A 17,773-nucleotide genomic window follows, 5' to 3' on the forward strand; every position below is an offset into this window, starting at 1 on the left:
CATCAGCCGTCCGAGGCATCGACCCCGGGTCGTCGTCGGGCCGCCACGACGGCCCGGGCCCCGGCGGCGGAGAGCAACACGCCGAGCCCGATCGCTGAGAGCCCCAGGGGCGAACCCGTGAAGGCCAGCGCCGCAGCGACCGGCGCGGCCTGCGCCGGCGCGACGGCCTCGCCGGGGACGGACGCCTCGGCGGACGAGGTGGCCGTGACACGGCTGCCCCACCGGTCGACGCCCCGGACGGTGGCCGAGACGGTGACTCGGCCGGTGCGGGCGTCGGCGGAGGTCACGATGCTCGGAGCACTCGTGCAGTGGGTCGCCCGTCCGAGCCCGAGACGGTCGACGTCGCAGGTGAAGCCCGAAGCCCACAGGCCGGACACCTCGACGTTGCCGGTGTTGACCACCCGGACCCGTCCCCGCCAGGCGTCTCCGACCGCGATCTCGTTCACGCGTCCGCCTGCCTTGGTGACGACGGCCGTCGCCGAGAGCGCGGGGGCCGGCTTGACGAGCCCGATCGGATCGGAAGCCCGCGGGGCCTGCACGAGGGTGCCGTCGGGGCGGAACCCGGTCGCCGTGGCGGACAGCCACGTCAACGGTGAGCCGAGGTCGTCCTCGACGATCGTCTGCGGCGCGATGATGCAGTCGAACGAATCACCCGGCACCAGACGTTCCCCCTCGCAGTCGGTGTCGATCGCGGCGCCCGACTCGTCGGCCGCGCCCGCCCGGCCCACCTGCGGCAGCCCGTCCACGACCTGCAGCGCGACGTCGGTCAGGGTGACCGTGCCCTGGTTGGTCAGCGTGTACCGCGCGTCGACGACGTCGCCGGGACGTGCGTCCTCGCCGGTGCGATCGGCACCGTCGGCATCGCGGACGGTGACCGAGCTGACGATGCCCACCGAACCGGCGGGGTCGGTCACGGGGACCTCGGCTCGGGCCTCGTCCGTCGACAGGACGATGCCGAGGCGCGAGACCGCGCCGGCCCGGACCGTCGCCGTCAGGGGGCCACCCTCGTCGACGGCTTCCTGATCGACCAGGTAGGTCGGTGACGTGCAGGAGGCGCGGGCACCGACGGGCAGGTCGGTGGCGTCGCATGACATGCCCCGGCGCGTGCTGGCCAGGGCGTGCACCGGGGCGTTGCCCACGTTGACGACGGTCTGCACCCAGGTGAGCCGGTCACCGACGTCGGCGACGCCGGCCGCGCCACCCTCGGCGACGTCGTCGAGGCGAGCGTCGAGCCGCGTGTCGATGGAGGCCGCCTCGGGGTCGACCGCGATCGTCCGATCGGCGGCAGGCAGCAGCCCTGACAGGGTGCTCTGCGACGCCGCGACCACGTGACTGCCGGACGCGGAGGCGAGGACGGGGACGACGACCCGGCACGCGACGTCACCCTCGGCGAAGTCGGCCTGGACGCGGATCGCGTCGGTCCCGGACGGAGCCGTGACGTCGGCGGACGAACAGGTCGAGGTGGCCTCACCGGACGATGCGACGGTCAGCCCGTCGGGCAAGGTCTGCGCGAACGACCAGCCAGGCTTGGCACCGGCCTCGCTGGTGTTGGTGACGTCGAGGACGAGATCGACCACGTCGCCCACCACGGCCGCGGCGGGCAGGGACAGGTCGGCCTGCGGGGTGGCGTCCACGACTCGGACGTTGTCGAAGGCTCCGTCGTTTCCCGCGCCCCCGCCCTGGAGGTTGCGCAGCCGGACGCCCAGCTCGGTGCCCGAGAAGAGCAGGGCACCCTTGCTGGCGACCGTGCCGCCGCGGATCGTGTGGCCGTCGACGACGAACTCCTCGAGGTCGGGGTCGAGGCAGGGGTTGATGGGAGTGTCGGACACGGGCGTCTCGATGTCGCCGTCGAGCAACGAGAACGAGAGCAACGGGTCGTCGGGAGCCGAGCAGTTGGCGGCCACGGTATCGACGGAGAACGTCACGAACCGGTTCGCCACGTCGACCGGTACGGGAGCGACGGTCTCGAGTTGGACCTTGTCCGCACCGGGCGCACCACCGTTGGTGTACGCCGAGATCGCGCGGTTGCCCTTCGGGTCACCGTCGCCACCGATGACGCCGAGTGCCTGAGCGAGGGAGCGGAGGGCCGGACCGGCCGCACAACCGGGGGTCGTCGCGCCCGCCCCCACCACGAGGCCGTTGCAGCGAACCGCATCGGCCCAGATCGGGTCGGCCGAGTAGCGCGTTCCTGTCGAGCCGACGTAGTCGGTGATGAGTCGGGCCGTCGACGACGGATCGTTCTCGAAGTCCTCGACGAAGAGGGGCCGGGGGTCGGCCGGTTCACGGGTCGGCGTGACAGCCGACCCAGTCGCTCGAGCGCGGTCGGGCATCGGTTCACTGGGCGATCCGGCGACCGCCGGGGGCGCGGCCGCGGCCGCGAAGAGGAGAGCCGACAGCCCTGTCGCAACCGCGACCCGTGTCGCGGCCAAGCCCTTCCGTCGGCGGGCGGAGGAAGACGGGGAAGCGGACATGCGAGCCTTTCGTGCAACGAAACCGAACCGCACGAGACTAGCACTGACATGTCACACGATAGTGGCTGGGGTCAGTCGAGGTCGCCGAGATCGGAAGCCGAGGGCTCGGTCGCGTCGTACCGCGAGACGGTCAGCCCCTCGCCGTCGGGCGAGACGTCCACCCGCACGGTGTCGCCGTCGACGATCTCGCCCCCGAGCAGGGCCATCGCGAGCTTGTCGTCGATCTGGCGTTGCATCAGGCGGCGCAACGGTCGGGCACCGTAGATCGGGTCGTAGCCGCGCTCGGCGAGCCAGGCACGCGCGTCGGGGGTGACGGCGAGCGAGAGGCGACGGTCGGTGAGGCGACGTCCGAGGCGGTCGACGTAGAGGGAGACGATCTGGCCGAGGTCGTCGGCGCTGAGGGTCGAGAACACGACGATGTCGTCGAGCCGGTTGACGAACTCGGGCTTGAACGCCTGGCGCACGAGACCCTGGACGAGCTCTTCCTTCTCGGGGTCGCTGAGGCCGGGGTCGGTGATGACCTGCGAGCCGAGGTTCGACGTGAGCACGAGGATCGTGTTGCGGAAGTCGACGGTGCGGCCCTGGCCGTCGGTCAGCCGCCCGTCGTCGAGCACCTGCAGCAGGATGTCGAACACCTCGGGATGGGCCTTCTCGACCTCGTCCATCAGCACGACGCTGTAGGGGCGGCGACGGACGGCTTCGGTGAGCTGCCCACCGGCCTCGTAGCCGACGTAGCCGGGAGGCGCGCCCACGAGCCGGGACACGCTGTGCTTCTCGCCGTACTCGCTCATGTCGATGCGGACGAGGGCCTTCTCGTCGTCGAAGAGGAAGTCGGCGAGAGCCTTGGCGAGCTCGGTCTTGCCGACTCCGGTCGGGCCGAGGAAGAGGAACGAGCCGGTCGGGCGATCGGGGTCGCTGATGCCCGCGCGGGTGCGCCGGACGGCCTCGCTGACGGCCTGGACGGCCGCCTTCTGACCGATGAGGCGCCTCCCGAGTTCGCTCTCGAGGTGCAGCAGCTTCTCGGTCTCGCCGCTGAGCAGGCGACCGACCGGGATGCCCGTCCACGCGGCGACGACCTCGGCGATGTCGGAGTCGGTGACGGCGTCGCTGACGAGTCGGTCGCCGCTTTTCTCGAACGACTCGGCGTCGGCGAGGCGCTTCTCGATGTCGGGGATGCGCTCGTAGCTGATGCGGGCGGCGTCTTCGTAACGCCCCTCGCGCAGGGCACGATCGGCGTCGATGCGCGCCTCGTTGAGGTCGCTGCGCAGCGTGCCGACGCCTTGCAGGGCGGCCTTCTCGGCCTGCCACCGGGCGTTCAGGTCGTCGTAGGCGGCCTGCTGCTGGGCGATGGTCTCGCGCAGGGTGGCGAGGCGGGCCTGCGAGGCGTCGTCCTTCTCCTTCTTGAGCGCCAGCTCTTCGATCTGCAGGCGGACGAGACCGCGGTAGAGCTGGTCGAGTTCGACCGGCGACGAGTCGATTTCCATCTTGAGGCGCGAGCCGGCCTCGTCGACGAGGTCGATGGCTTTGTCGGGCAGCTGTCGACTGGGGATGTACCGATTGGACAGGGAGGCGGCGGCCACCAGAGCACCGTCGGTGATCGTGACCCCGTGGTGCGCCTCGTACCGCTCTTTGAGCCCGCGGAGGATCGCGACGGTGTCCTCGACGCTCGGCTCACCGACGTACACCTGTTGGAAGCGGCGCTCGAGGGCGGCGTCCTTCTCGATGTACTGGCGATACTCGTCGAGGGTGGTCGCACCGATGAGGCGCAGCTCACCTCGGGCGAGCATCGGCTTGAGCATGTTCGACGCGGCGACCGATCCCTCGCCGCCGCCGGCACCCATCAGGGTGTGCAGCTCGTCGATGAAGGTGATGACCTGGCCGTCGCTCTTGGTGATCTCCTTGAGGACGTCCTTGAGGCGTTCTTCGAACTCGCCCCGGTACTTCGCGCCGGCGACGAGGGCGGCGAGGTCGAGGCTGATCAGCCGCTTGTCTTTGAGACTGTCGGCCACGTCGCCCTCGACGATGCGCTGGGCCAGCCCCTCGACCACGGCGGTCTTGCCGACGCCGGGCTCGCCGATCAGGACGGGGTTGTTCTTGGTGCGACGGGTGAGCACCTGGCTGATGCGCCGGATCTCGGCGTCGCGGCCGATGACGGGATCGAGCTTGCCGCTGCGGGCGATGGCGGTGAGGTCGACCCCGTACTTCTCGAGCGCCGACTTCTGCTTCTCGTCGGAAGCCGGAGCGCCCTGCATGTTCGCCATGGATGTGCCTTTCTCGGAACTTGAGTGGAACTGGCTCAAGTTTACGCCTGATCGCTCGGCGGGCAAGACCTGACGCTCGTCATGTTGTACATGTCTTGTTTTGTGCCTAACATTTCAGTACTCGTTCACCTGGCGGCGTCTCGCTGCCCAGACAGGAAAGAACACCTCACGCATGAAGAAGACACTCAAGCGCACCGGCGCGATCGGGCTCGCCGCAGCCACGATCGTGACCGGCCTCAGCTTCGGGCCCGCGGCCCTTGCCGCACCCGCCACACCGGACGCCGAAGCGACCGTTCAGGTCATTTTCAAGGACGGCGCCAAGTATCACACTGCCGCCGCCAGCACGGGCCCTCGGAGCAACGTGACATACCCGGACCTCGCCTCAGCGACACAAGGCGCTCCTCGACTCGGCGTCAAGCCACTCGACAACGGCCTCTTCGCACTGCTCACGACCCGACCGTCCGACGGGAACCCGGCTTGCTTGTACATCCCCCCCGTAGAGATCGCCGGCATCGTCCAGATGCGGACTTGGGATGGCGCAGAGTGCGACACGTCCGATGTCGCGACGCAGTGGTGGTTCGACGGCACGACACTTCGAAGTGCAAGCTTCCCCAGCAAGGCCATCGGAGGCGTTGGCGAGAATTCCTATAGCAATTACCTCAGACTGCTCAACGGAACGCCGCTCACCCTCGAGTCCGACCTTTCAGCCCTCTACGCCCTCGTGGGCAAGGTCAACTCCATCGACCTTCCCGCACGCCTGGCTTCGATCGGTGGAATGGCCACACCCGGTTCGTTCATCATCGTGAACGGTGACGAAGAGGTCGAAGTGGCCGCCGACGGGTCATGGTCATATCAAGTGTCGGGTTTGAAGCTGGGGTCGAACTCGGTGGAACTCGAGCAGTTCGAGAACGGCGTCAAGACCGAGGAGTCGACTCTGGATGTCGTCCTCGAGGTGCGTCCGGTGTCGGCGGCGGTGTCGTTCCCGACCGACCTCGAGCAGGACGCCGTGCTCTCGGGTGCCGCCCAGCCCGGCGCGACCGTGATCGTCACCGACGTCGACGGCACCGAGATCGCCCGCACCAACGCCAGTGCCGGTGCCGGCATCTGGTCGACCCCGATCCCGGCCCCGAACGCCGGCGGCGACTACGACGTGCGCATCTACCAGCAGATCGACGGTGAAGACAACGGCGAGATCATCCGCACCGTCGCCTACGGCGCCGCCGTGCAGATCACGGCCCCGGTCGAGGGCATGGCCCACGACGGCGGCCCGGTCCGCATGACCGGCCGCGGCGAGCCCGGCGCGCAGGTCGTCGTCCGCGAACAGGGCAGCACCACCGTCCTCGGCACCAAGCAGGTGCTGCAGAGCGGCACCTGGACCCTCGACACGACCAACGTCGACGACCGCAAGCACGTCCTCGAGGTCACCCAGACCGGCAAGGGCAACAACACCACCCTCGACACCGTCACCCTCAACCCCGAAGCCGGAGTCGTCGCCCCGGTGGCCGTCACGAACCCCGACGCGGCGACCATCGCCCAGGGCTACACCCCGAACACCTCGTTCACCTTCGAAGGCACCGCCGAGAAGGGCAAGACCCTGCAGGTCGAGAACAAGTACGGCACCAAGCTCGACGAGGCCCGCGTCACCGACCAGGGCACCTGGTCCTGGACCCGCGCGAACATGGGCACCTCGACCTGGACGATCAACTTCATCCAGGACAAGGGCCAGGCGACCGAGTCCAAGGCCTCCGTGGTGAACTTCAAGCCCGGCGCCGAGGCACCCGCCCCGACCCCGGTGGTCACGGTGACCAACCCCGCCGACCCGAAGGACGGCTACGTGCCGAACACCTCGTTCACCTTCACCGGCGCCGCGACCCCGGGCAAGACCCTCAAGGTCGAGAACAAATACGGCACCGAACTCGGCGACGCACCCGTCACCACCAACGGCGACTGGTCGTGGACCCGCGGCAACATGGGCACCTCGATCTGGACGATCAACTTCGTCCAGGACAAGGGCACCCCGGCCGAGGCCAAAGCCACTGTCGCGAACTTCGCACCCACCGCCGTCGCCCCGGCGCCCATGGTCACGGTGACGAACCCGGACGCGGCGACCATCGCCCAGGGCTACACCCCGAACACCGGATTTACCTTCACCGGCGCCGCGACCCCGGGCAAGACCCTGCGGGTCGAGAACAAGTTCGGCACCAAGCTCGGCGACGCACCCGTCACCACCAACGGTGACTGGTCCTGGACCCGCGGCAACATGGGCACCTCGACCTGGACGATCAACTTCGTCCAGGACAAGGGCACCCCGGCCGAGGCCAAAGCCACTGTCGCGAACTTCAAGCCCCGCACCGACACCCCCGCCCCGGCACCCCTCGTCACCGTGACCAACCCCGACGCGGCGACCATCGCCCAGGGCTACACCCCGAACACCTCGTTCACCTTCACCGGCGCCGCGACCCCGGGCAAGACCCTGCGGGTCGAGAACAAGTTCGGCACCAAGCTCGGCGACGCACCCGTCACCACCAACGGTGACTGGTCCTGGACCCGCGGCAACATGGGCACCTCGACCTGGACGATCAACTTCGTCCAGGACCAAGGCACCCCGGCCGAAGCCAAGGCAACAGTCGCGGACTTCAAGCCCCGCAGCTGACCCACCCGGCCCGCACCTGCTGATCGCCACCGCGACCGGCACCAGGAGGGCCGCCCCCGAGGCGGCCCTCCTCCCTCACACCCACCCCGACGCGACACCGCGTCCACCCAGACCAGGACAACCCATGACCAAGACCTCGCTGTTCACGACCATCGCGCTCACCGGAGCCCTCGCAGGATTGCTCGCCGGCTGCAGCTCCTCCGACGAACCGGCACCGACCCCCACCCCGACGGCCGACGCCGCGCCCGCGGACGACACCTGCGTCGACGGCGTCGCCTGGATGCAATTCGACGAGACCGGTGAGACCGAGAAGTCACTGCCCGAGGGGTGCGCGACGATCGTCGTCAACGGCAACGGCGGCACCCTCACCGCCGGCCCCGCCGACACCCTCGTCATCATGGGCAACGACAACACCGTCGACCTCGGCACCGTCGGTCAGATCGACCTCGAAGGCACCGGCAACACCATCACCCACACCACCGACGCCGACCCCGTCGTCAACACCGACAACGACACCAACACCGTCACCCGAGCAGGCTGACCCGAACCCCGACCTCACCACGCGACCGACGGCGCGTGGGTCGCCACCCCGCGACCCACGCGCCGTTCCCCTTCATACGACGACACCAGCCCCTCCATGTCGCATTTCATGTGTACTGTTTTGGCCAGCGGCCCTCGACCACGCGCCGCATGCCACGACAGAAAGAGCACACCTTGCACATGACGACGACAGCCCGGCGCTACGGCGCGATCGGTCTGGCCACGGCGACGCTCGTCGCCGCGCTCGCCCATGCCCCCGCCGCCCACGCCGAGCCCCCTCAGCCGACGGCGGCATCATCCGGCCTCATCGGCCCCTACGTCACCCAGAACGAGTCCACCGACTGGAAGGCAGTCGGCACACCGACCCGGGGATCCACCGTGCCCGTGGTCAAGGAGACCACCCGGGCAGCCGCCGAGCAGGTCGCGCAGACCTGGTCGGTCCCCACGAAGGACGCGCCGGGAGAGATCCGCTGGGTCGGAGGTGACGCCGACCTGTGCCTGACCTACCGCGCACACAACGACTCTCGACAGAGGTACACGGCCGAGTTCTGCGACGGGAGCGACGTGCAGCAGTTCCGCTGGAAGCCGATCTCCAACTCGTACTCGAAGGGCGATGGACTGGTCGCCCTGAAAGCACCGGATGCCTTCGTGGGCAGTGACAACCACGGCACGCAGCTCTTCGGCCAGGCCGAGAGCGTCGGTGACGCGACGGCCGCCGAGCTGCTCACCCCCTACGGCTCCGACGTCGCCATCCCCACCGTCACGGGCGTCCGGAGCGGGACCGTCCAGGTCGAAGCCACCATCGTGAAGGCGAGCGCACAAGGCAAGCAGGAGTTCCTGGCGCCGCAGGGCACGACCATCGAGGCGATTCCCGGCGGCTGGTCCGTCTCGGCGGACGGCCGCCGGGCCACCCGCGGCACCGACACGACCGTGGCCACGGCCGGAGACAAGATCCGGGCCACCTTGCGACTGGCGTCCTCACCCCCTTCGACGACACTGTCCGGCGGGCACCTCCGAGTCCAGCGCGACGCGACGTCCACGAAGCAGGTGACGGCCTTCCAGGTCTTCTCCGTCGAGGTGGCAGCGCTGTCCGGAATGGTCGACGGCGTCGACGTCAGGGCGCGGTCCGCGCAGATCTCGGGCACGGCCGCGCCAGGCTCGTGGGTCATCCTGGGAGGCGTCGACGAGGTCCAGGCCAACCGTGACGGCGCGTGGTCGTTCGAACTGGAGGGCCTGAAGCTGGGGTCGAACCCGGTGACGCTCGAGCAGTACGAGAACGGCGTCAAGACCGACGAGACCACCCTCGACGTCGTCCTCGAGGTGCGCCCGGTGTCGGCGGCCGTGTCGTTCCCGGTGGACCTCGGCCAGGACGCCATGCTCTCGGGCGCCGCGCAGCCCGGCGCGACGGTGATCGTCACCGACGTCGACGGCACCGAGATCGCCCGCACCGACGCCCGCCCGGGCTCGGGCATCTGGTCGACCCCGATCCCGGCCCCGAACGCCGGTGGCGACTAGGACGTGCGCATCTACCAGCAGATCGACGGTGAAGACAACGGAGAGATCATCCGCACCGTCGCCTACGGCGCCGCCGTGCAGATCACGGCCCCGGTCGAGGGCATGGCCCACGACGGCGGCCCGGTCCGCATGACCGGCCGCGGCGAGCCCGGTGCGCAGGTCGTCGTCCGCGAACAGGGCAGCACCACCGTCCTCGGCACCAAGCAAGTGCTGCAGAGCGGCACCTGGACCCTCGACACGACCAACGTCGACGACCGCAAGCACGTCCTCGAGGTCACCCAGACCGGCAAGGGCAACAACACCACCCTCGACACCGTCACCCTCAACCCCGAAGCCGGCGAGATCGCGCCCGTCGAGGTCACGAACCCCGACGCGGCGACCATCGCCCAGGGCTACACCCCGAACACCTCGTTCACCTTCACCGGCACCGCCGAGAAGGGCAAACTGCTACAGATCGAGAACCGGTACGGCACCCGCCTCGACGCCACCCGCGTCACCGACCGGGGCACCTGGTCCTGGACCCGCGCGAACATGGGCACCTCGACCTGGACGATCAACTTCATCCAAGACAAGGGCACCCCCGCCGAGACGAAGGCCACTGTCGCGAACTTCACGCCTCGCACCACCGCCACGGCCCCGGTGGCCGTCACGAACCCCGACGCGGCGACCATCGCCCAGGGCTACGTCCCGAACACCTCGTTCACCTTCACCGGCACCGCCGAGAAGGGCAAACTGCTACAGATCGAGAACCGGTACGGCACCCGCCTCGACGCCACCCGCGTCACCGACCGGGGCACCTGGTCCTGGACCCGCGCGAACATGGGCACCTCGACCTGGACGATCAACTTCATCCAAGACAAGGGCACCCCCGCCGAGACCCAGGCGACCGTCCTGAACTTCCAGCCCCGCCGCTGAGTTCGGCACGGACACCCGGCGGGCGGGCCGCCTCACAGCTGCCCGCCCGCCGGCACCTCCAGGAGACCTGCGCGTCGCAAACGACATGTCAAACGTGTGGTATTAATATTTGCTCGAAGCAGCACTCGCACCCAGCAGATTGGACACCCCGATGATCGTCCCCCGCCGCGCCTCCGTGCTGGCTGCCGCCGTCACCACCGCCGTGACGGCCACCATCACCTTCGTGCCTCCCCCACCCGCCTGGGCTGCCGGGGCAACCCCTCCCGCCTCAGCGGCTCCGACCGCCCCAGCGACGCCTGCACCGCTCGCCCTGTCGGCCCGGGTCACGTCGATCGAGCTCGAGACCCGCACCGTCCACGTCGCGGGAACCGCGACGCCCCTGGCCACGATCCTCGTCGACGACCGGTTCGAGGTCGACGCCGACGGCACCGGCGCCTGGCAGGCCGAGCTGACAGAGCAGGCGCTCGGCCCCGGCAGCGTCACACTCGCCGAGTACGTGGACGAGCGCCTCGTCGACACCGACGAGCTCGACTTCTTCGTGGGCCAGCCCCTGGCAGTTGAGGCGACCTTCTCCCCCCTCCGCACCGAACGCGCCCGCGTCACCGGCACGGCGACCCCTCGAGCCGACATCGACGTCGTCAACGATGCCGATCGAGTCATCGGCACCACCCGCGCCGCGTCGTCGGGCTCCTTCGAGACGACGGTGCTGGCTCCGGACGCCGGGGGCGTTCACCGTCTCACCGTGCGTCAGTCCGTCGACGGCGACGAACTCGATCGGCTCGATGTCGACCTCGACTACGGCGCCCCCGTCAGCATCACCACCCCGACTGACGGCACCGAGCACCTCGGCGGGCCCGTCACGCTCGTCGGTTCAGGTGTGCCCCGCGGCGAGGTGCGTGTGCGCGAGAAGGGCTCGACCTCGTGGCTTGCCCCGGCGACCACCGTGCTGGTCTCGGGTACGTGGCGCCTCACCACGGCCCCCCTCGACGACTCGGGCCACGATCTCGAGGTGGTTCAGGTCGGTCGTGGTGACAACCGCACCACCGCGACCATCACCCTGGGCGGGGTGACACCACCCGTCCCGGCCCTCCGGCCCGGCACGGTCTCCGGGCCTGCCGAATACACCTCCGGAGTACCGACCCGCATCGAAGGCACCGCCACCCCGTCCGCGACGGTGACCCTCACGAACGCCTGGGGCACCGAGATCGCCAAGGGCATCCCCGTCGACGCCCAGGGGCTGTGGCACCACGACCGCATCCTCGTCGCACCCAGCGTGTACACGCTCTTCGTCAACCAGCAGCTCGGGTCAGAGAAGAAGTCCGACGGCCCCTTCGTCATCCGCCCCCCGGAGCAGCGCGCCGTGTTCCAGGTCGTCTCCCCCGACCGGGGCGCCGGTTACGAATCCGGCAGCGTGACCACCTTCACCGGAACAGGTGACCCTCGGGGCCAGGTCCACGTCGAGAACCGATGGGGCACCAAGATCACCGGCCCCGTCGAGGTCACCGACGCCAGCACCTGGTCGCTCTCGTACCTCCTGGCCGGACCATCGATCTACTACCTGACCTTCGTCGAGACGACACCGGGGTGGCCACCTCGCACGGTCGACTACGGAGCGTTCGCGCCGCGCCCGTGACCACGACGAGGAGGCGCGGGTGCGGTGACGAGCGGACCCGCACCTCCTCGGCACCAGCCGTCAGGCGCCGTCGGCGAAGCGGGTGATCGTGCTGGACCGGCCCCAGACGGGCAGCACCGTCGCCGTCCAGTCGTTGCGCAGCAGGTCGAGCACGTTGCCCGACCCCGGAACGGCGACTCCACGCACCGAGGCCGCCGAGCCGGGGAGGTGCGACCCCGGGGCGTACGAGTTGCCCACGAGCGTGGCCGTGTTGGCCGAACTGCGCACCTCGACGGCAGCCGCGACCGTGGCACCGGCGGCCAGCACGACACCCTCGACGCGATTGCCCACGAGCATCGTGGCATCGTTCGAATGGTAGAGACACACCCCGCGGCCGACACAGCCCGAGAGCAGGTTGCCCCGGACGACGACGTCGCGGGTCAGGTAGAGCAGCACGCCCGCTTCGCGGTCGCCACCGCCCATTCCGACGACGACGTTGTCCTCGACGACCGCCGACGCCCGCTCCGCCCCCGAAGCGACGGTCGAGCCGGCGCCCTTGACCACGATGCCCGAACCCGTCCCGGGCGAGTCGCCCCGCTCGACGTGGTTGCGGGCGACCACGACGTCGACCGGGGCGTAGACGTACTCCTGCGGTGTCGCATCGTTCTGACACGGCACCACGGCGATGCCCACCGAGCACCCCGAGACGGTGTTGTCACGGATCACGATCTGCTGCCCCGCGTGCGTGTCGATGCCTTCCCAGAGCCGGACGCCGCGGACGGTGTTGCCGTCGATCGTGACCCGGGCCGACCGGGGTGAATCGACGAGCGACTTCGTCTCGTCCCGCGTCACCGCGATGCCGTACGAGTTGACGAAGCCGGCAGGCTGTCGGACGTCGGCGACGGTGCAGCCCCGCACGACCGCGTCGGTGCACGAGACGAGCACGACGCCGGCGTAGCCCACGTCGTCCACACGGCAGCCGACGACCTCGAGACCGACCACCGACGTCGCGACGACGGCCGAGTGGGACAGCCCCGTGAAGGTGCAGTCCTCGATCGACAGCCGCTCGAGCGGAGCGGTCGCCGTCCCCGTCGCCACGACCCCCTTTCCGCTCGCCGCCCGGGACGTCCCGGCCCCGACGAGCGCGGCATCGACGACGCGCACGTCGGAGGCGTGGACGTCGATCATCGTGATGTGCGCGGTCGCCGTGAGGCGGACCGTCGGCGCGAACAGGACGGTCATGGATCGATCGACGATCAGCGGCGACGCGATCGCCTCCGACCGGTCGACGAGCAGCGTGCCCCCCGGGGGCACGGCGGCGAGGGCCTGTGCGACGGTCGGGAAGGACGACGAGGCGACCACGACCGTGAGGGTCGGCATCGTGGCGGGAGCGGCACCGGCGGCCACGGCGGCGTCCGGCCGCCCGGCGACCTCGACGACGCCGGCCCCCGCCGCTGCCAGGGCGCCGACGAGGAAGGCGCGGCGCCCCGGCCGGGGGTGGGCCGCGGCACGGCCCGCGGGCCCGGTGGCGTCGCGCTCGGCGGAGAGAAGTGGTGGACGGTCAGATGTCGGTCTCAAGATGTTCCTCGTGAAGGGGGGATGTGATGGATATCACGACTGTTAGGTGTACGATCGACACGCTACCCCCTGAGCCCTCCTCCGGCATCCACCCGAGATCGGAGTGCGCTCCCGGCGTGCTCACCGGCGAGGTCGGCATGCTGGGTCGATGATCTCCGTCGATCTCGCCCGCCGCCTCCGTGCCGCCGGTCTGCGTTGGCGGCCCTCCGCCGGTGACCGCTTCGTCGTCGAACGCCTCCTCGAGACCGAGGGCGACCAAGGAGCGGACGAGGGCGTCGGCGACGTCTTCACACTGAGCGACATGACGATCGAGGCCCACGAGCATCCGACCGGTACCGTGCTCGGCTTCAACGGCACCACGGAATGGGCGCTCGACTCCGTGGCCGTCGAGGACGCCCTCTGGCTCCCTCGCGAGGATCAGCTCCGCGAGCTGCTCGGGCGGTCGTTCGTGTCGCTCGACCGGGTCGTGGTCGACGGCGAGCAGGTCGGCTACCAGGTGCGCATCCTCGACGCGAGCTCCCCCCGCGGTGACGAGGTGCACGCCGCCGACGATGCCGAGACGGCCTACGCGCACGCCCTGCTGGCCTACGTCGATGCCTCGCTCCGGCTCGACGAGGTCGAGTGAGGCGAAGCCGCCCCGGCGTGGGGCGACACGACCCGGTCAGCGACGGGTCGACACCGTGACGGTGAACTTCGGGCCCCGCGACACCTGGCGGGTCGGACCCACGACCCGTTCGAGCGTGGACCGGTAGCCGAGGGGGGAATTCCACACGCACCAGAGCTCGCCGCCCGGACGCAGCAACCTCGCGGCCGCGTCGAAGAGCTTGTGGGCGATGCCGGCGTGCACCGTCGCCCCGACGTGGAACGGCGGGTTGAGCAAGACGAGGTCGGCCGAGCCGCCGGGCAGCGACGCACCAGCGTCGTCGCGCCGCACCTCCACCCGACCGGCGAGGCCGTTCGCGGCGACGGTCGCCGACGCCGAGGCCACGGCCGCCGCGGACTGGTCGGTGGCGACGACGACGGTGTCGGGGTGGGCGAGGGCGTACGACGCGGCGAGGACGCCCGTGCCGCAGCCGAGGTCGACGACGTCGCGCGCGGCGGGCCGCTCGGCGTCCAGGGCGGCCAGCAGGGCCCGGGTGCCGATGTCGATCGTGGCGCCCGCGAAGGCGGCACCGTGGGCGGCGACGACCAGGTCGCCGTGCCGCTCGGTCCGCGGCCAGCGGCCGGCGTCGGAGGCGCGGGGGGCCGTCGCGACGAGCACCCGCGACTTCTGGCGCGCCAGCCCGGCTCGGACGTCACCGAAGTGCCGACCGAGGACCTCGTTCATGGCCGGGGTCATGTGCTTGATCCGCCCGCCCGCGAACAGCTTCACCTCGGGGTGGGCGTGTGCGGCGACGACCTCGGCGATCTCGTCGAGGGCGTCGAGCCCGCGGGGCAGCTGGACGAGGACCACCCGGGCGCCGGCGACGAGTGAAGCGTCGAGGGCGTGCCAGGACCACCGGGCGCCCGGGGCCGCCACGCGCGCGTTGGCGGCGAGGGCGAGTTCACCCGAGAGGGCGTCCTGGTGCACACGCACCGGCATCGGTGCGGACGACTCCCCACCGTCCGGGGTGCCCTCGACGCCGTCGGCCACGAGGTCGGCCACGCCCAGGGCCAGCGCCCCGTAGCGGTCGCCGACGACGGCGACGTGCCCCGGGTGCGCGACCAGCGCCTCCTGGGAGGTGTCGAGCAGCAGCCGGTCGGTGGCGTCGTGGGCCAGCAGTTCGGGGGCCTCGACGTCGGGCCACCGGCGGAGCTGCGCGAAGTCGATCACCCGGCAACGCTAGCGGCGCCCGTCGAGAAGTCGCGACATGCCGCTCGCCGCCCCGCCCGAGATGAGCGACACGTCGTGACGCCTCGGTCACGTCTAGCGCAGCGGACGCCAGACGACGACGGAGGTCTGCCGCGACGGCCGGGTGCCGTGACGCAGCGGGACGACACCGCTCTCGCCCGCGGCGAAGACCCTGGCACCGGGGCGGTTGACCATCTCGTCCGCCAGTGCCCGCTCGAGCTCTCGCACGCGCGACTGCAGCGCGGTGACCTGGTTCTCGAGCTCGAGGATTCGCTTGATCCCCTCGAGCGAGATGCCCTCGCCGCCGAGGCGCGCGATCTCGCGCAGCTGCACGACGTCGCGCATCGAATAACGCCGCGACTTGCCCGCCGTCCGCTGGGGCACGACGAGCCCGAGCCGGTCGTACTGCCGCAGCGTCTGGGCGTGCAGGCCCGAGAGCTCGGCGGCGGTCGCGATGGCGAAGAGGGGCGAGTGCTCGTCCATCGGCCACTGGGTGGGGTCCGGTCGGTCCATCTCGTCTCCTGTCTCGTCGCTCGGGACCTGCCGCCGAGGAGGCGCGGGTCGGGTCGGTCTCGTCAGGCTCGTGCCCGGGCGATGAGGTCGTCGCGCGGGTTCTCGGACGGCAGGGCGGCGGCCAAGGCCTCGACGGCCTCGCGTGCCTTGTCGTTGAGGTGTGCGGGTACCGCGACCTGGACGGTGGCGAGCAGGTCACCCACGCCGTCCTTCGCGTGCACGCCGCGCCCCTTGACGCGCAGCACGCGGCCCGAGGGAGTGCCCGGCGCGACGCGCAGTCGCACGGGGTCGCCACCGAGCGTCGGCACCTCGATCGTCGCGCCGAGGGTCGCCTCGGCGAACGTCACGGGCACGTCGAGTCGGAGGTTCTTGCCGTCGAGGTCGAACACGGGGTGCTTGCGGACGGCGACGGTCAACACCATGTCGCCGGCCTCACCGCCGTCGGGGCTCTGCTCGCCCCGACCGCGCAGCTTGATCTTCTGACCGTCGTGGACGCCGGCCGGGATGCGGACCTTCATCGGCTTGCCGTTCGACGCCTGCAGCGTGATGGTCTCGCCGACGATCGCGGTCTGGAAGTCGAGCGTCGTGGTGGCCGTCATGTCACGGCCCTTCTGAGGGCCGCCGAAGCCGCGGTAGCCGCCGCTCGTCTGTCCGAAGCCACCACCGCCGAACATGCCGCCGAAGATGTCGTCGAAGCCGCCGCCACCGCCACCCTGGCGGAACTGCGTGCGCTGGCCGCCCTGGTTGAACATGCCACCGAAGACGTCCTCGAATCCGCCACCCGCACCTCCGGGGCCACCGCTGCCGGCCGCGAAGCGGGCACCGCCGCCCATGGCCCGGACCTGGTCGTACTCGCGACGCTGCTCGGGGTCGGACAGCACCGAGTGCGCCTCGGAGATCTCTTTGAACTTCGCCTCGCTCGCGGCGTCGCCGGGGTTCGAGTCGGGGTGGTACTTGCGCGCCAGCTTGCGGTAGACCTTCTTCAGCTCGGCGGGCGTGACGTCTTTGGAGACACCGAGGACGGCGTAGAAGTCCTTGTCGAACCAGTCCTGACTCGCCATGCGGCACCTCCTTCCTTGACTGGAGGTCGCTGTCTGGCAGCGACCGGAAGAGAACGGGGGAGGCGGCGGGCACCTCGTCGAGGAGCCCACCGCCGGTTGCGACTCGCGTCGCAGGGGGTGGTGACGGGCAGCCCGGAGGCCACCCGTCACCGGGGTGCTACTGCGGGGTGTGCACCGCGACCTTGGCGGCGCGGATGACGCGGTCGCCGATGGTGTAGCCCGGCTCGATCACGTCGGCCACGGTGTTGACCGTGACGTCGGCGCTCGGCAGCTGGACCAGGGCATCGTGCTTGCTGGGGTCGAAGACGTCGCCCTTAGCACCGATCTGCGTGAGGCCGAACTTGTCGAGCCCCCCGCGGATCTTCTGCGCGATGACGGTCATCGGGCCTTCGGCGAGGTCGCCGTGCTGTTCGGCACGGGCGAGGTCGTCGAGCGCGGGCAGCAGCGAGCGGACGACCTCGGCGACCACGGCCTCGCGGTTGGCCTCGCGGTCACGCTCGACGCGCCTCCGGAAGTTCACCAGCTCGGCCTGGGCCCTCAGCATGTCCTGTCGCATGTCGGCCACCAGGTCGGCGTTGGCGGCGTCGAGGATGGCCTCGTCGTCGGCGCTCAGCGTCTCGGTGCCCTCGGGAGCGTCGGCCATCGACTCGGCCGCCGCCTTGGCCCCCGCCGGGGCCGCGGCGTCAGCCGGGACCTCGACGTCGGGCGCCTCGGCGTCGACGAGCTCGTCGGGGTCGACGACGTCGGCCGTGCCCCCGTCTTCGGACGGAGTCGCGGGACGCGGCTCGTCGTCGGGCGTCTTGTTCTCGTCAGTCATGCCGAC

13 protein-coding genes are annotated in these 17,773 nt (G+C 70.5%); 6 read left to right on the forward strand and 7 right to left on the reverse strand.

The annotated features are described in order from the left end of the window. Window positions 1–2: 2 nt before the first annotated feature. Window positions 3–2,330 (reverse strand): DUF7933 domain-containing protein, encoded by a 2,328-nt coding sequence (locus AC1MBW_RS05390; RefSeq protein WP_480025719.1) that lies wholly within the window; start codon window positions 2,328–2,330, stop codon window positions 3–5. Window positions 2,331–2,542: 212 nt separating this feature from the next. Further along, window positions 2,543–4,732 carry an ATP-dependent Clp protease ATP-binding subunit gene (locus AC1MBW_RS05395; protein ID WP_480025720.1) on the reverse strand — a complete coding sequence of 730 codons (2,190 nt, stop codon included), beginning with the start codon at window positions 4,730–4,732 and terminating at the stop codon, window positions 2,543–2,545. Window positions 4,733–5,507: 775 nt separating this feature from the next. Here AC1MBW_RS05395 and AC1MBW_RS05400 point away from each other — a divergent pair. The 5 genes from AC1MBW_RS05400 (at window position 5,508) to AC1MBW_RS05420 (ending at window position 11,988) form a co-directional block, all read left to right on the forward strand. Continuing rightward, the gene (locus AC1MBW_RS05400) at window positions 5,508–7,385 is read left to right on the forward strand and encodes a hypothetical protein (RefSeq protein ID WP_480025721.1); all 1,878 of its coding nucleotides are present in this window, start codon (window positions 5,508–5,510) and stop codon (window positions 7,383–7,385) included. A 124-nt stretch (window positions 7,386–7,509) separates the two neighbouring features. Further along, window positions 7,510–7,926 carry a DUF3060 domain-containing protein gene (locus tag AC1MBW_RS05405; protein ID WP_480025722.1) on the forward strand — a complete coding sequence of 139 codons (417 nt, stop codon included), beginning with the start codon at window positions 7,510–7,512 and terminating at the stop codon, window positions 7,924–7,926. Between the two features lie 179 nt (window positions 7,927–8,105). After that, the gene (locus tag AC1MBW_RS05410) at window positions 8,106–9,440 is read left to right on the forward strand and encodes a hypothetical protein (RefSeq protein WP_480025723.1); all 1,335 of its coding nucleotides are present in this window, start codon (window positions 8,106–8,108) and stop codon (window positions 9,438–9,440) included. Between the two features lie 3 nt (window positions 9,441–9,443). Beyond that, complete coding sequence (locus AC1MBW_RS05415; protein WP_480025724.1) at window positions 9,444–10,355, forward strand: Ig-like domain-containing protein; 912 nt, start codon at window positions 9,444–9,446, stop codon at window positions 10,353–10,355. A gap of 151 nt (window positions 10,356–10,506) precedes the next feature. Then, window positions 10,507–11,988: a hypothetical protein gene (locus AC1MBW_RS05420; protein WP_480025725.1), complete on the forward strand. Its 1,482-nt coding sequence runs from the start codon at window positions 10,507–10,509 to the stop codon at window positions 11,986–11,988. A gap of 60 nt (window positions 11,989–12,048) precedes the next feature. Here the strand turns inward: AC1MBW_RS05420 and AC1MBW_RS05425 are convergent, their stop codons facing one another. Continuing rightward, on the reverse strand, window positions 12,049–13,545 hold the full coding sequence (locus tag AC1MBW_RS05425) for a right-handed parallel beta-helix repeat-containing protein (protein WP_480025726.1): 1,497 nt from the start codon (window positions 13,543–13,545) through the stop codon (window positions 12,049–12,051). Between the two features lie 148 nt (window positions 13,546–13,693). Between AC1MBW_RS05425 and AC1MBW_RS05430 the strand changes: the two genes are divergently transcribed. Beyond that, window positions 13,694–14,170 carry a pilus assembly protein CpaE gene (locus AC1MBW_RS05430; RefSeq protein ID WP_480025727.1) on the forward strand — a complete coding sequence of 159 codons (477 nt, stop codon included), beginning with the start codon at window positions 13,694–13,696 and terminating at the stop codon, window positions 14,168–14,170. A gap of 36 nt (window positions 14,171–14,206) precedes the next feature. Here AC1MBW_RS05430 and AC1MBW_RS05435 read toward each other — a convergent pair whose 3' ends face one another. The 4 genes from AC1MBW_RS05435 to AC1MBW_RS05450 all read right to left on the reverse strand — a co-directional run bounded on the left by AC1MBW_RS05435 (window position 14,207) and on the right by AC1MBW_RS05450 (window position 17,767). Further along, window positions 14,207–15,358, reverse strand: a complete 1,152-nt coding sequence (locus AC1MBW_RS05435; protein ID WP_480025728.1) for a class I SAM-dependent methyltransferase — start codon at window positions 15,356–15,358, stop codon at window positions 14,207–14,209. A 93-nt stretch (window positions 15,359–15,451) separates the two neighbouring features. Continuing rightward, the gene (locus tag AC1MBW_RS05440; protein WP_043597756.1) at window positions 15,452–15,859 is read right to left on the reverse strand and encodes a heat shock protein transcriptional repressor HspR; all 408 of its coding nucleotides are present in this window, start codon (window positions 15,857–15,859) and stop codon (window positions 15,452–15,454) included. 92 nt (window positions 15,860–15,951) lie between these two features. After that, window positions 15,952–16,950, reverse strand: a complete 999-nt coding sequence (locus tag AC1MBW_RS05445; RefSeq protein ID WP_480025729.1) for a DnaJ C-terminal domain-containing protein — start codon at window positions 16,948–16,950, stop codon at window positions 15,952–15,954. 157 nt (window positions 16,951–17,107) lie between these two features. Next, a complete protein-coding gene (locus AC1MBW_RS05450) occupies window positions 17,108–17,767 on the reverse strand; it encodes a nucleotide exchange factor GrpE (RefSeq protein WP_480025730.1) in 660 nt (219 codons plus the stop codon). Window positions 17,768–17,773: the final 6 nt, after the last annotated feature.

This window comes from Frigoribacterium sp. AP1, from assembly GCF_056680555.1.

Bases quoted from the DNA above. Each gene is read 5' to 3' on its own strand.
- AC1MBW_RS05390 (WP_480025719.1), bottom strand. From the start codon at position 2,330: ATGCCCGACCGCGCTCGAGCGACTGGGTCGGCTGTCACGCCGACCCGT.
- AC1MBW_RS05395 (WP_480025720.1), bottom strand. From the start codon at position 4,732: ATGGCGAACATGCAGGGCGCTCCGGCTTCCGACGAGAAGCAGAAGTCG.
- AC1MBW_RS05400 (WP_480025721.1), top strand. From the start codon at position 5,508: ATGGCCACACCCGGTTCGTTCATCATCGTGAACGGTGACGAAGAGGTC.
- AC1MBW_RS05405 (WP_480025722.1), top strand. From the start codon at position 7,510: ATGACCAAGACCTCGCTGTTCACGACCATCGCGCTCACCGGAGCCCTC.
- AC1MBW_RS05410 (WP_480025723.1), top strand. From the start codon at position 8,106: ATGACGACGACAGCCCGGCGCTACGGCGCGATCGGTCTGGCCACGGCG.
- AC1MBW_RS05420 (WP_480025725.1), top strand. From the start codon at position 10,507: ATGATCGTCCCCCGCCGCGCCTCCGTGCTGGCTGCCGCCGTCACCACC.
- AC1MBW_RS05430 (WP_480025727.1), top strand. From the start codon at position 13,694: ATGATCTCCGTCGATCTCGCCCGCCGCCTCCGTGCCGCCGGTCTGCGT.
- AC1MBW_RS05440 (WP_043597756.1), bottom strand. From the start codon at position 15,859: ATGGACGAGCACTCGCCCCTCTTCGCCATCGCGACCGCCGCCGAGCTC.
- AC1MBW_RS05445 (WP_480025729.1), bottom strand. From the start codon at position 16,950: ATGGCGAGTCAGGACTGGTTCGACAAGGACTTCTACGCCGTCCTCGGT.
- AC1MBW_RS05450 (WP_480025730.1), bottom strand. From the start codon at position 17,767: ATGACTGACGAGAACAAGACGCCCGACGACGAGCCGCGTCCCGCGACT.